The sequence below is a fragment of the Serratia sp. T13T92 genome (assembly GCF_047530105.1).
Classification (GTDB): Bacteria; Pseudomonadota; Gammaproteobacteria; order Enterobacterales; family Enterobacteriaceae; genus Chania; species Chania fonticola.
Genome location: NZ_JBLJAK010000003.1, coordinates 157,961 through 171,769 on the forward strand (window position 1 = coordinate 157,961; position 13,809 = coordinate 171,769).

General features: G+C 56.4%; 13 protein-coding genes. 9 read left to right on the top strand and 4 right to left on the bottom strand.

The features are described from left to right. Positions 1-171 precede the first annotated feature (171 nt). Positions 172-954 (top strand): 4,5-DOPA dioxygenase extradiol, encoded by a 783-nt coding sequence (gene ygiD / locus ACMV5I_RS05740; RefSeq protein WP_414823856.1) that lies wholly within the window; start codon positions 172-174, stop codon positions 952-954. Positions 955-1,011: 57 nt separating this feature from the next. Here ygiD and ACMV5I_RS05745 read toward each other — a convergent pair whose 3' ends face one another. Together ACMV5I_RS05745 and ACMV5I_RS05750 are read right to left on the bottom strand one after the other, a co-directional pair. Beyond that, positions 1,012-2,172 (bottom strand): glutathionylspermidine synthase family protein, encoded by a 1,161-nt coding sequence (locus tag ACMV5I_RS05745; protein ID WP_024483037.1) that lies wholly within the window; start codon positions 2,170-2,172, stop codon positions 1,012-1,014. Between the two features lie 3 nt (positions 2,173-2,175). Beyond that, a complete protein-coding gene (locus tag ACMV5I_RS05750; RefSeq protein WP_024483036.1) occupies positions 2,176-2,835 on the bottom strand; it encodes a DUF1190 family protein in 660 nt (219 codons plus the stop codon). A 339-nt stretch (positions 2,836-3,174) separates the two neighbouring features. On the opposite strand from ACMV5I_RS05750, the gene ACMV5I_RS05755 reads away from it, so the two are divergent. Genes ACMV5I_RS05755 through dhaM form a run of 4 tightly spaced genes read left to right on the top strand, consistent with a single transcriptional unit; the run spans position 3,175 to position 7,468 of the window. Next, positions 3,175-4,275 (top strand): glycerol dehydrogenase, encoded by a 1,101-nt coding sequence (locus ACMV5I_RS05755; protein WP_414823857.1) that lies wholly within the window; start codon positions 3,175-3,177, stop codon positions 4,273-4,275. Between the two features lie 50 nt (positions 4,276-4,325). Continuing rightward, the gene (gene dhaK / locus ACMV5I_RS05760) at positions 4,326-5,393 is read left to right on the top strand and encodes a dihydroxyacetone kinase subunit DhaK (protein ID WP_098929766.1); all 1,068 of its coding nucleotides are present in this window, start codon (positions 4,326-4,328) and stop codon (positions 5,391-5,393) included. A gap of 9 nt (positions 5,394-5,402) precedes the next feature. Continuing rightward, entirely contained in the window at positions 5,403-6,041 is a 639-nt protein-coding gene (gene dhaL / locus ACMV5I_RS05765; protein ID WP_098929767.1) for a dihydroxyacetone kinase subunit DhaL, read from the top strand. Next, on the top strand, positions 6,038-7,468 hold the full coding sequence (gene dhaM, locus ACMV5I_RS05770) for a dihydroxyacetone kinase phosphoryl donor subunit DhaM (protein ID WP_121607883.1): 1,431 nt from the start codon (positions 6,038-6,040) through the stop codon (positions 7,466-7,468). Before dhaL ends, dhaM begins: the two co-directional genes overlap by 4 nt. On the opposite strand, the gene dhaR is transcribed toward dhaM, so the two are convergent. Both dhaR and tolC read right to left on the bottom strand, forming a co-directional pair. Further along, positions 7,465-9,414: a dihydroxyacetone kinase operon transcriptional regulator DhaR gene (dhaR, locus tag ACMV5I_RS05775; RefSeq protein ID WP_174333616.1), complete on the bottom strand. Its 1,950-nt coding sequence runs from the start codon at positions 9,412-9,414 to the stop codon at positions 7,465-7,467. The genes dhaM and dhaR overlap by 4 nt on opposite strands. Before the next feature lie 158 nt (positions 9,415-9,572). Then, positions 9,573-10,982 (bottom strand): outer membrane channel protein TolC, encoded by a 1,410-nt coding sequence (gene tolC / locus ACMV5I_RS05780; protein WP_046808021.1) that lies wholly within the window; start codon positions 10,980-10,982, stop codon positions 9,573-9,575. A 283-nt stretch (positions 10,983-11,265) separates the two neighbouring features. On the opposite strand from tolC, the gene nudF reads away from it, so the two are divergent. The 4 genes from nudF to yqiA are packed head-to-tail and all read left to right on the top strand — an operon-like array spanning position 11,266 to position 13,754. After that, positions 11,266-11,898, top strand: a complete 633-nt coding sequence (gene nudF, locus ACMV5I_RS05785; protein WP_021806860.1) for an ADP-ribose diphosphatase — start codon at positions 11,266-11,268, stop codon at positions 11,896-11,898. Then, complete coding sequence (locus ACMV5I_RS05790; protein WP_414823858.1) at positions 11,899-12,324, top strand: DUF1249 family protein; 426 nt, start codon at positions 11,899-11,901, stop codon at positions 12,322-12,324. It abuts the gene before it with no gap. Between the two features lie 27 nt (positions 12,325-12,351). Then, positions 12,352-13,179 (top strand): 3',5'-cyclic-AMP phosphodiesterase, encoded by an 828-nt coding sequence (cpdA, locus tag ACMV5I_RS05795; protein ID WP_414823859.1) that lies wholly within the window; start codon positions 12,352-12,354, stop codon positions 13,177-13,179. Next, entirely contained in the window at positions 13,179-13,754 is a 576-nt protein-coding gene (gene yqiA, locus ACMV5I_RS05800; protein WP_024483029.1) for an esterase YqiA, read from the top strand. Before cpdA ends, yqiA begins: the two co-directional genes overlap by 1 nt. The last annotated feature ends 55 nt before the right edge of the window (positions 13,755-13,809 follow it).

Here is a 13,809-nt window from a genome sequence, read left to right on the forward strand (position 1 = left end):
CTGATACTAACAGAGCCAAGTCATAAATCGAGTGGATTTGGCTGATGGTTTCAATCACTCCAGCCATTCAAATTTCTTGAATATCACCATCAGGGTTATCCGGCTGCCTTGGTAAGGCAAACAGCGTAATGTAGTCAGCAGAACACTTGTCATGCTAACCAAGGATATTTTATGACCACCTCTCGTATGCCTGCACTCTTTCTTGGCCACGGAAGCCCGATGAACGTGCTGGAAGATAACCGCTATACCCAGGCCTGGCGTGCGTTGGGTGAGCAATTGCCACGGCCAAAGGCGATCGTTGCTGTGTCTGCCCACTGGTACACTCGTGGGACGGCAGTGACGGCGATGGAACATCCAAAAACCATTCACGATTTTGGCGGCTTCCCGCAGGCGCTGTTTGATACGCAGTATCCGGCACCGGGTTCACCAGAGCTGGCGGCAGAGCTGCAAAGCCTGTTGGCCCCGGCGCAGGTGATTGCTGATACCAGTGAATGGGGTTTGGATCACGGCAGTTGGGGCGTGCTGATCAAGATGTACCCGCAAGCCGATATCCCTGTGGTGCAACTGAGCATCGATGGAACTCAGCCAGCGGAATACCATTTTGAGCTCGGTCGTAAGCTGGCGGCGCTGCGCGATCGGGGGATAATGATCGTGGCCAGCGGCAACGTGGTGCATAACCTGCGCATGGTGAAATGGCAGAGTGACACCAGCCCGTATCCTTGGGCGGAGTCATTCAACCAGTACGTACGTGATAACCTGGATTATCAGGGCGAACATCACCCGCTGGTGAATTTTATGCAGCATGAAGGCGCAGCGTTGTCGAACCCGACACCAGAGCATTATCTGCCGTTGCTGTATGTGTTGGGCGGCTGGGATGGTAAAGAGCCGATCTCGGTACCGATCGATGGGATCGAAATGGCCGCGCTGAGCATGCTTTCGGTGCAGATTGGTTGAATAAAAAAGGCGCGAAAATTTCGCGCCTCTACGGTCGAATAGGTTCGACCCTACGGATTAACCAAGAATAATATGCGGGTAGAAGCGTGACAGATCCTGGGTGATCAACTCGCGATCTTCACGCAGGCCAATACCGCAAGGCTGATCGTTGACCAGCCAACTGCCGATCAGCGTATAGCTGCCTTCAAACTGTGGCAACTGATGGAACTGCTGCACAATCATGCCTTCTTCGCCGTATGGCCCATCTACGCGCGCCACTTCCTGACCGTTTTGGACGATCTGGATGTTGGCACCCTCGCGTGAGAACAGCGGCTTGGTGACGTAATGATCCATCTGCGGATGATCGTCCTCGGCAAAGTAGGCTGGCAGCAGGTTTGGATGATCCGGGAACATTTCCCACAACAGCGGCAGCAGAGCCTTGTTGGAGATAATGCTCTTCCAGGCCGGTTCCAGCCAGCGTACGCCAGCGTCTTCCAGCTTGGTGGAGAACATCTCGCGCAGCATAAATTCCCACGGATAGAGCTTGAACAGGTTACTGATAACCTGATTTTGCAGATCGGTGAACTGGCCTTTCTCGCCCAGGCCAATCTCTTCCATAAACAGGAATTCGGTCGGCAGGCCCGCTTCCAGCGCGCAATCTTGCAGATATTGCACCGTACCGCGATCTTCCTCGCTGTCTTGGCAGCAGGCCAGATGCAGCAGGCTAAAGCCGTGGTTGGCTTGCAGATCGGCGAAACGTTCGATCAGTTTTTCTTGCAGGCTGTTGTACTGGTCGGCGGCGGGATCCAGCTTGCCGGCGTTGATCTGATCTTCCAGCCACAGCCATTGGAAGAATGCTGCCTCATACAGTGAGGTTGGCGTATCGGCGTTATTTTCCAATAGCTTGGGCGGATTGATGCCGTCATAGGCCAGATCGAGGCGTGAATACAGCGAGGGCTGATTAGTGCGCCAGGAGCTGCGAACGAATTCCCAGGTGTGCTTGGGGATGCAGAATTTGGTCATCAGTTGATCGCTGTTGACCACCTTATCAACCACCTTCAGGCACATTTGGTGCAGTTCGGCGGTGGCATCTTCAATCTCTTCGATCTGCGCCAATGTGAATTGGTAATAGGCATCTTCACACCAGTAGGGTTCGCCGTACATGGTGTGAAAGGCGAAACCAAATTCGGTGGCTTTTTCGCGCCAGTCTGGGCGCTCGCTAATCGCAACGCGTTTCATGTCTTAACCGCCCATGCTGCGTGAGCTGCTGGAGGTGGCGCTGCTGCGTTGCATGCTGGTCTGTTTGGCCACGGACTCACCGAAACCACCACGGGTAACGGTATTGGTCACCGCGGGTTTAGGGGCCATTGCGGTTTTAGGTACCGTCATGGAGCGGCCGCCTGCGGTTGCCGGGCCATAGCTTTTACCGCTGGCGTCAACAAACTTGCCGTTTGCCGGGCTGGCGGCGTTTTTAGAGGAAAACAGCGGCTGTTGAGCGTAGCCCCCGCCACCCATCATGCGGCCCATCATGTAGCCCGCCATCAGCGGCATCCACATGCTGCCACTGCTTTGTGATTCTGCGGCCATACCAGCCTGTGCTGGAGCCTGAGTACATTGCGCTTCGCCGAATTCGGCTACGCAGTCTTCACGAGTGGCGTATTTAGGCGCGGTTTTTTCCGCTTCCTTCAGCGCGTTGTTATACGCGGTGGTGCACTGCTCGCTCATCGACGGGTTGGAGGTTGAACAATCGTCGGCATTTTTATACAGGGAAACCGTCTCATCCGCCTGTTCGCAGCCGGCCAGCATAAACACTGCGCTGATCGCCAAAGCCACGGGAGCAACACGGTAGCTGCGCCAGGATTTGCGGAAGGTGTCTTTGTTGATGTTTTTGGTCCGTTTCATCGATATTTATCCCATCATGCGGGCTGTATTCGCCCTTGCCCAGTAGTGGTCGATAGGATAGGGGAAAGATGCTCAAAATTAAAGCTGAAACACCCGCAGGATCCACTCTTTACGCACTTATACGTTACGGTGTGCGCCAGTTCGCTTTACGGCGCATAACTGCAGCAAAAGCGTTACATAATGGAACGTTTTGCCCGAAGCTACGTTCCATTATGTAACGTTTTTTTCCTTACTCGCCAAGCGGCCGGCAGGTCGTATAGTCAGCAACAGAACAATACGTCGATATCACCATCTGAAATCTGAACGTTATTTGGTTAACGTCCCTACAAGGAGTCAGTTATGTTGAGAATCATTCAATCCCCGAGCAAATACATCCAGGGAGCCAATGCGTTGGCCTCCGTTGGCCAATATGCCAAAGCCCTTGCCGATCATTACTTTGTGATCGCCGACGATTTAGTTATGAAATTAGCGGGCGATACTGTGATGGGCAGCCTGCATCAGCATGGGGTGAAATATCACGCTGGTACGTTTAATGGCGAATGCTGCCGCAAGGAAATCGACCGCCTTGGCCAGGAGCTGAAAAGCCACGGCTGCAAAGGGGTGATCGGCATCGGTGGCGGTAAAACGTTAGATACCGCCAAGGCGATTGCCTATTACCAGCATGTGCCGGTGGTTCTGATGCCAACCATTGCTTCGACGGATGCGCCTACCAGCGCGTTGTCGGTGATCTACAGCGAAAGCGGCGAGTTTGAAGAATACCTGATCTACCCCGCCAACCCGAATATGGTGGTGATGGACAGCGCGATTATCGCTAAAGCGCCGGTACGCCTGCTGGTGGCGGGCATGGGCGACGCGCTCTCCACCTATTTTGAAGCTCAGGCCTGCTTCGATGCTCAGGCCACCAGCATGGCGGGCGGCAAGTCTACGCTGGCGGCGCTCAATCTGGCGCGCCTATGCTATGAAACGCTGTTGGCTGAAGGAGTTAAGGCCAAGCTGGCTGCGGAGTCTGGTGTGGTCACCGAAGCGGTGGAACGCATTATCGAAGCCAACACCTATCTGAGCGGTATTGGTTTTGAAAGCAGTGGCCTGGCGGCGGCGCATGCCATCCACAATGGTTTTACCGTGCTGGAAGAGTGCCATCATCTGTATCACGGGGAAAAAGTGGCGTTCGGCACCCTGTCGCAACTGGTGCTGCAAAACAGCCCAATGGCACAGATTGAAACGGTATTGAACTTCTGCCAGCAGGTCGGGCTGCCGATCACCCTGGCACAAATGGGCGTCACCGGTGAACTGACAGAAAAAGTCGGCAAGGTGGCAGAGGCCAGCTGTGCCAAGGGTGAAACCATCCACAACATGCCGTTTAGCGTGACGCCGGAAAGTGTACTGGCGGCCATCCTGACGGCAGACAAACTGGGCAGCGCCTGGTTGCAACGCGCATAAATCAGCGGGCGCGGTTAACGCGCCCGCTGTTCCCTACAGAGGAATTAACCGTGAAAAAGCTAATCAATCAGGTCGATTCGGTACTTAACGAACAGTTACTCGGCATGGCTGCTGCTCACCCGGAGCTGCAGGTGCATCAGGATCCGGTATTTGTGACCCGCACGGCGGGGCCGATCCCAGGCAAAGTGGCGATCCTGTCTGGCGGCGGTAGCGGCCATGAGCCGATGCACTGCGGCTTCGTGGGCGAGGGAATGCTGGATGGTGCCTGCCCAGGGGAGATTTTCACCTCGCCGACGCCGGATAAAATGTACGACTGCGGCCAGGCCATTGACGGCGGTGCCGGGGTGTTGCTGATCATCAAGAACTACACCGGTGACATCCTCAACTTTGAAACGGCGACTGAATTGCTGCATGACAGCGGCGTGCCTGTGGCTACGGTGCTGGTGGATGATGACGTGGCGGTTAAAGACAGCCTATTTACCGCTGGCCGACGTGGGGTTGCCAATACGGTGTTGATGGAAAAACTGCTCGGCGCGGCAGCGGTACGGGGTGACGATCTGGACGCTCTGGTCACGCTGGGGCACAAAATCAACAACCAAGGCCACTCACTGGGGATCGCTCTGGGCGCTTGCACCGTGCCTGCGGCAGGTAAACCGTCGTTTACTTTGGCGGATAACGAGATGGAGTTTGGCGTTGGCATCCACGGCGAACCGGGGATCGAACGGCGGACGTTCACCACCCTCGATCAAACGGTGGATGACATGTTCCATACCTTGATCGATCACGGTGATTACCAGCGCTCGATCCGCGTTTGGGATCGTCAGCAGGGGGAGTGGCGTGAAGAGAGCCAGAGCAAACGAGCTTTGACGCAGGGCGATCGGGTGATTGCGCTGGTCAATAACCTGGGGGCTACGCCGCTTTCCGAACTGTACGGGGTTTACCACCGTTTGGCGCAGCGTTGCGCCGCAGCCGGGATCGTGATCGAGCGTAACCTGGTAGGCTCATACTGCACCGCATTGGATATGCAGGGGGTTTCCATCACCTTGCTACAAGTGGATGACGAGTTGTTATCGCTGTGGGATGCACCGGTGAACACACCAGCGCTGCGCTGGGGCTGAGGAGGTAACATGACATTAAGCAAACAGCAGGTCGTTGAGTGGTTGATGCGTTGTGGTGAGGTCTTTACCCGCGAGCGTGATTTCTTGACTCAGTTGGATAGCGATATCGGCGATGGCGACCACGGCCTGAATATGAACCGTGGCTTTAGCAAGGTGGTAGAAAAGCTGCCTTCGGTCGCGGACAAGGACATCGGCTTTATTCTCAAAAACACCGGTATGACGCTGCTCTCCAGCGTTGGTGGTGCCAGTGGTCCGCTGTTCGGCACCTTCTTCATCCGTGCGGCTCAGGCAGCCAACGCCAAGCAGAGCCTGGATCTGGCGGAGTTGAAACAGGTGATCCAGGAAGGCGCGGAAGGCGTAGCGATGCGTGGCAAGGCAGAGCCGGGTGATAAAACCATGTGTGATGTCTGGGGGCCGGTCGTTGCAAGCCTGGGCGAGTCGCTACAGCAGCAGCTCAGCGTGACCCAGGCGCTACAACAGGCCGCCGTTCGGGCGGAGCAGGCCGCACAGGCCACCATCGTGATGCAGGCCCGTAAAGGGCGCGCCAGCTATTTGGGCGAACGCAGCATCGGCCATCAGGATCCGGGCGCAACCTCCGTGATGCTGATGATAAAAACCCTGGCCCAGGTGGTCGAGGAGGCAGGATGATCAACATCGTCGTGGTTTCGCACAGTGCACAATTGGCGCAGGGTGTTGAGCAACTCGCCCGCCAGATGATGCGCGGCGAGGGGTGCAAACTGGTGCTGGCGGCGGGGGTCGATGATGAGCTCCACCCGATCGGCACGGATGCGGTAAAAGTGATGGAAGCGATCGAATCCGTGGCGGACGGAGAAGGGATCGTGGTGCTGATGGATCTCGGCAGCGCATTATTGAGTGCAGAAACCGCGCTTGAGTTACTCGACCCAGAGGTGGCGGCCAAGGTGGTGCTGTGTGCGGCACCGCTGGTGGAAGGCACGTTGGCGGCGGTCGTAGCGGCTAACGCGGGCGGTAGCCTGGAGCAGGTGCTGGCAGAGGCGCAAGGAGCCCTGCAGGCCAAGCAGGCACAGCTTGGTGAGGAGATACCCGCCAGCAAACCACTCAATTTACCGCTGAGTCAGGGAAAAAGCCTGAGTTGGACGGTACAGAATCCACACGGGTTGCACGCTCGCCCGGCGGCGCGTCTGGCAGAGGTTCTGGCTCCTTTTGCTGCGGAACTGGTGCTGGAAAAGCATGGCCAATGTGCCAACCCGCGCAGCCTGAATCAGCTGGCTTTGTTGCAGGTTCGCCACGGTGACACAATCCGTCTGATTGCAGATGGTGCCCAGGCCGATGAAGCGCTGGCGGCTTTCAAGGCGTTGGCAGAGCAGCATTTTGGTGAAACCGTATCTGAGCAGCAACTGCCTTCGCTGCACGGTATCCCCGTGGAGGAAAGCGTCAGCAGTGGTCCGATATTCCAGGTGTCGAGCTTCTGGCCGCAAACGGAAGAACGCCAGCTAGGGGCCGATGACGTGCTCAATGAACAGCAGCGCCTGCGTATCGCATTGCAGCAGACGTTAGACGATCTGAACAAGCTGGCCGATCGCACTGGCAATCTGATCGGCAAACCGCAGGCGGCGATCTTTGGGGCGCACAGTATGCTGCTAGACGATCCCGACCTGCAACAGGCCGCCTTTACCCGTATCGCCCAACAGCAATGCAGCGCGGAACTGGCGTGGCGGCAGGAGCTGGAGCAGATTGCCGCCGAATATCGGGCGCTGGATGATGAGTATTTGCAGGCGCGGGAACTGGACGTGCGCGACATGCTGCGCCGTACGCTGAGCCATCTGGCACGGCAACCTATCCCGGCGATCGTGCTCAATGAACCTGCGATCCTGGTGATGGATGAACTGATGCCCTCCGACGTCGTGATGCTCGATCGGCGCATGGTACTCGGTATTTGCCTGAGCGGCGGCAACGCCTTGTCACACACCGCGATCCTGGCCAAAGCGATGGGGATCCCGATGGTAGTCGGCATGAGCGAATGTATGAGCAAGACCCGCAGCGGCCAGAAAGCGATGCTGGACGCGGCGCGCGGTACCTTACAGCTCAGCCATTAACCCCGCAGCTTGAACTGGCTGATATCGATATTCAGCTGTTTGACTTTACGCCACAGAGTGGTGCGGCTGATGCCCAGCAGCTGCGCCATCTCGTTAAGTTGCCCGTGGCTGACGTTGGCCACGCGGATAATCGCCTGCAGCTCCATTTCCGCCAGCGTCATCAGTGGCATGGCCGGTTGAGAGTCGCTTTCCACAAGCGGCTGATGGCTGAGCAAGTGAGCGGGTAGGTCGGCCAGTTGAATATGGTGGCCGTGGCAAATCATCGCGGCGCGCTCTATCACCCCTTTCAGTTCCAGATCGTTACCCGGCCACAGGTACAGACCAAGCTGGGTCATTACCTCGTCGTCTACCCGGAAGCGGCACTGGAAGTGTTGCTCCAGGGCGCGCAGATGATGCTGGACCAGCAAAGGGATGTCACTGAGGCGCTGGCGTAACGGCGGAATTTGGATCTCGAAGGCCTGCAGGCTATAAAACAGCTGGCGGCGGAAGCGGTTCTGTTGCACCAACAGCGGCAGGTTGGCGGCGCTGGTAGCGATCACCCGGACGTTCACCGGGATCACGCGGCTGGAATCCATACGCATCACCACGCCGGTTTTTAGCACCTGCAACAGGGCGGACTGCATGGCCAGTGGCAGGTATTCGACCTGTTCAAGATACAGCGTGCCGCCATTGGCCAGTTCGAACTTGCTGAGCTGGCCGGCCTGTTCTTCGTTGGCATCACTGCCCAACAGCTCCTTCAATCCTTGCGCCTCGGGCAACAGCTGGCAGTTTAAGGCGATATAAGGCCCGGCGGCACGTTCGCTGGCATTGTGGATGGCCTGGCTGACCAGTTCTTTCCCCACACCTTCTTCACCACACAGCAAAATCGGGTGATGGCCCTTCGCCGCCTGCTGACCATAGCGGATCAGGCGGCGCATTTCCTGAGTGCCTGAGGGCATCTGTTCGAAAGTATGGCTGACCCGGCCGATCTGGCTGCTGACGTATTGATGCAGCCTTTCCAGAGGGTGCAGCAAGGCGATAAAGCTACAGTGCTCACCGTCCACGATCGGTTTGAGGGTGAGCAACGCGGCGATAAACTGGCCCTGACTTTCAAAGGTGACTTCCACATGCTGTAACGGCTGGCGTTGGCTGATGGCGCGGTTAAGCAAGGCCGGTAACGTCAGCAACTGTGCCAGCGGCTTGCCCTGGCTCTGCTGTTCGTGCAGCTTCAGCATAGCGGCGGCGCGCGGGTTGATATATTGCAGATAGCCCCGGTGATCCCAGGCCAAGACGCCGTCGTCTACGCTGTCCAGTAGTCCGTTGAGCTGATTGAGATGGCGGTTGGATTCGGCCAGCAGGCCGTCGGCGTTCAGGGCATTGCCGATCTCCCGGGCGATCGCCAGGATCAATGAGAGATCGCCCGCATTGCAATCGGCCAGTTGGCAACCCAAAGCCAACATACCGCGCTGGCGGCCGCTATTGTCATGCACCGGTGCTGCACAGAATGACCAGCCATGCAGCGCCTGGCGCACGTGTTCATCGCTATGGATCTGTACCGGATGGCCCTCGGATGCGGCCAGGGAAGGAGCATTGGTGCCGATATCGCCTTCCGCCCAATAAGCACCAGGCGCAAAACCCAGTTCGAGCAGCTGTTCGCCGGTCGTCTTGTCGCCGCATTGCCACAGCGTACAGCCACTTTCGTCGAGGATCAGCAACACGCAGTGGCGCTGTTCCATATATTCCCAGGCATCTTCCAACGCCGCCTGGCCGAGCGTAATGAAATCATCCTTACGCCGACAGATCGAGTCGAAGGTGGTGCCCAGGGCACGATGTGGGGCTTTCCACACGGCGGGTTGCATCAGGTGGCTGCAGCGTAGCCAGGAGGCATAAATGGCCGGGGAGGGGCGCAGCTGTGGCGGTAACGCGCCTTCGGTGATCAACCGTTGCCAGAGTGAAGCGTTGTCCATCAGATCCCGTTCAGCAGGTAAACCCAAATAGGGAGCGAATCATAACATTAACCCATTTACAGAGGCTGTGAGGCGATGGGCAGAAGCGGGATTATTGGATAAAAAAACGGGGCGCGGCAAATGCCGGGCCCCGTTATTCGGTAGCTCAAAGCGGCTGGTTACGGCCTGGTGGTGCTGGAACCGTCAACATAAGCATCTTGCGCCGCTGTTGGTGGTGCTACCACGTCTGGCGCGGTGGAGATTGGCTTGCCTAGTGCTCCGTTCAGCATCATCAGATCGTTTTCGTTCAGCGTGCCGAGCGCCGATTTGATGTTCAACTGGTTGATCAGGTAAGAATAACGTGCATTGGAAAGTTGTTGCTTGGCGTTATACAGCGTGGTCGTCGCATCTAACACGTCAACGATGGTACGGGTACCCACTTCGTAACCGGCTTCGGTCGCATCCAGAGAACTCTGGGCAGAAACCACCGCTTGTTTATAAGCGCTGATGCTGCTGATAGACGCAGAAACGTTGTTGAAGGAGGAACGCACGGTTTGCACCACGCTGCGGTGGGCGCTTTCCAACTGCTCGCTGGCACCGACGAAGTTGTACTGCGCCTGTTCTACACGCGAGTTGGTTACGCCGCCGTTGTACAGTGGCACGCTAACGCTGATGCCGACCTGGTTCTGGCCATTAATCGAGTCGTTGCCACTAGTCCCGGTGTTAGCTCTGGAACCGCTGTATTTGGAATTGGTGATCCCGGTAGAAGCATTTAAATCAACCGTTGGCATATAGCCGGTTTGCGCCGATTTGATCTGCTCACGGGCCAGATCCTGGCTCAGGCGGGCAGACAGCAGGCTCAGGTTGCGGCTTTCCGCTTCCTTCAACAGGCTGTTGACGGCATCCGGGCGCTTGGTGCTGAACTTGTTGGTATCCAGCGAGGCCAGTTCCGGGTAGAAGGTGCCAGTGATTTGGCGTAACGATTCTACCGCGTTATCCAGGTTGTTACGGGCGGTCACTTCGTTGGCCAGCACGGTATCGTAGTTGGCACGGGCGTTCTGCACGTCGGTAATGGCAACCAAGCCTACGTTAAAACGTTGGGTGGTCTGATCCAAAGTACGGTAAACCGCTTGTTTATTCGCCTGGGTGTAGGACAGGGCATCGATCGCCTGTAGTACGTTGAAATAGGCGGTAGCCGTATCCAGGATCAATTTCTGGGATGACGTCTGGAAAGTGACATCGGTAATACCGGCGGCCTTTTCCTGCAGCGTCAGCGCGCGCCATTTGGACATATCAAAGATAGTCTGGGTCAGCGCCAGCGAGCCTTGGGTGGTGTTGCTGTCAAGCCCATTGGCATCGCGGAAGCCGTTGTTATAGGTATAACCGGCAGATAAGCCAAGCTGTGGCAGCAACGGGCTGCGTGCTTCGTTGATTTTTTCAAACGCCGCATCACGGTCAGCAGCGGTTTTACGCAGATCTGGGTTACTTTCCCTGGCCTGTTTGTAAACCTGCAACAGGTTCTCTGCCTGGCTCATGGTGCTGAAGCCTGCGAGGCTCAGACCAATAAGAAGGGGGAGCAGTTTCTTCATTTGCATTCCTTGTTGTGCAGCAATATTGCTATGTTAGCGCTGACGATAGACGAATAGTTGCCAATTCTAGCAGAGTCTGCCGAGCGCTGAGGGTGGCTTAATGTGCCATCTCACAGAACTTTTACCTTGGTGTACGCTACGTTTACTGACACTGGGCTATTTGCATCGGCGCTACCTGATATCATGGTTCACAATCTAACACAAAGCGGGTGAAGATAATCCCGCCGTTTCTGTCATCAAATCCCTTTATTTTGTCGGCATAATCACACAGGAGAATTCGTAGATGAACCGCTCGCAACCTTCACCCGTTACTTTCGACAAAAATGATGTAGAAATTATTGCACGGGAGACGCGATACCGTGGTTTTTTTTCACTCGACTTATATCGCTTTCGCCATCGTTTGTTCAACGGTGAGATGAGCGGTGAGGTCACCCGCGAAGTTTTTGAGCGCGGCCATGCGGCGGTGTTGCTACCCTATGATCCCATCAGGGACGAAGTGGTGTTGGTTGAACAACTGCGGATCCCGGCCATTGATAGTTCAGCTTCTCCTTGGCTGCTGGAAATGGTTGCGGGTATGATCGAAACGGGAGAAAGCGTTGAAGACGTATGCCGCCGCGAAGCATTGGAAGAGGCTGGCGTGGTGGTGGGGCGCTGCAAGCCAGTGCTGAGCTATCTGGCCAGCCCTGGTGGCACCAGCGAACGCCTGTCTATTATGGTCGGCGAGGTCGACGCCCTGACGGCCGAAGGGATCCACGGATTGCCCGAAGAGCATGAAGATATCCGTGTCCACGTGGTCAGCCGCGAACAGGCTTACCGCTGGGTTGAAGAAGGCGCGATTGATAATGCCGCATCAGTGATTGCATTGCAGTGGCTGGCGTTGCACCATGAATCGCTTAAAGCAGAATGGGCCAACTAAATGCAAAAGCGCTATACCCCTGACTTCCCCGAAATGATGAGATTGTGTGAAACCAACTTCGCGCAATTGCGGCGTTTGATGCCGCGTAACGACGAAGTCGATGAAACCGTCACTTATCAGGTGAATGGCGCCCATTATCGTCTGATTATTGTTGAATCTACCCGTTACACCACGCTGGTGCAGATTGAGCAGACTGCGCCTGCGGTCAGCTACTGGAGCCTGCCTGCGATGACGGTGCGGCTGTACCATGACGCGATGGTTGCGGAAGTGTGTTCCAGTCAGCAGATCTATCGGTTTAAAGCGCGTTATGATTATCCGAACAAAAAGTTGCATCAACGCGACGAAAAGCATCAAATTAACCAGTTTCTTGCTGATTGGTTGCGCTACTGTTTAGCGCATGGAGCAATGGCGGTTCCGGCTTGTTAGGCAGAATGAGATAACAAAGGACACCATTTGGAAAGCCTGTTTAGACTGCCCGTGGCGAGTGGGGCCAAGGTCAGGATCTTACAAATAACAGATACCCACCTGTTTGCTGGCAAGAGTGAGACCTTGCTCGGCATCAATACCTATGCCAGCTATCACGCGGTGCTGGATGCGGTGATCGCGCAGCAGCGTGAGTGCGACCTGATCGTGGCAACCGGCGATCTGGCGCAGGACCATTCCCAGGCGGCATACCGGCACTTTGCCGATGGCATCACCCGTTTGCCCGCGCCCTGTGTCTGGCTGCCGGGGAACCACGATTTTCAGCCTGCGATGGTAGATGCACTGGCCGCTGCCGGTATCTCGCCTTCCAAGCAGGTGCTGCTGGGGGACAACTGGCAGGTGCTATTGCTGGATAGCCAGGTGTTTGGCGTACCGCACGGCGAGCTGAGCGAATACCAGCTGGAGTGGATGGAGCGTTGCCTGGAGGCTTACCCAGAGCGTTATACGCTGCTATTACTGCATCACCATCCGTTGCCTTCCGGCTGCACCTGGCTTGATCAACACAGTTTGCGTAACCCGCATACGCTGGCGGCCATGCTGTGGCGCTATCCGAAAGTGAATACCCTGCTGTGCGGGCATATCCACCAGGAATTGGATCTGGGCTGGCACGGGCGTCGGCTGTTGGCCACGCCGTCCACCTGCGTGCAATTCAAGCCACACTGCACCAATTTTACGATCGACGACGTTTCCCCAGGTTGGCGCTATCTCGACCTGTTGCCGGATGGCCGGGTGGAAACCCAGGTATTCCGGCTGGAAAACGATGACTTCCGCCCCGACATGGATTCGGACGGCTACTGATGCCTTCAACCTTACTTTACCTGCACGGTTTCAACAGCTCGCCGCTTTCGGCCAAGGCCACGGCTTTCAAAGCCTGGCTGGCGGAACATCATCCCCATATCGACATGCTGGTACCGCAGTTGCCGCCTTACCCGGCGGAGGCGGCAGAAATGCTGGAAGATCTGGTGATGGCGCGGGCAGGCCAGACGATGGGCGTGGTAGGCTCCTCGTTGGGCGGCTATTATGCCACCTGGTTATCGCAGTGTTTTGCGTTGCCAGCGGTAGTGGTAAACCCTGCGGTGAAGCCGTATGAGCTGCTGATCGACTATCTTGGGCGCAACGAGAACCCCTACACCGGGCAGCAATATGTGTTAGAGTCACGCCACGTTTATGATCTGAAAGTGATGCAGGTCGATCCCTTGGAGTCGCCGGATTTAATCTGGTTGCTACAGCAAACGGGCGATGAAATTCTCGATTACGGTCAGGCAGTGGCTTATTACACCGCCTGCCGGCAGACGGTGGAGTCGGGCGGAAACCACGCTTTCGTCGGTTTCGAGCACTACTTCCCCCAGATTGTGGATTTTTTAGGGCTATGACGCCGCAGCAACTTCAGCTATCACAGATATACTGAACAGGCAGCGGGCGATTTCG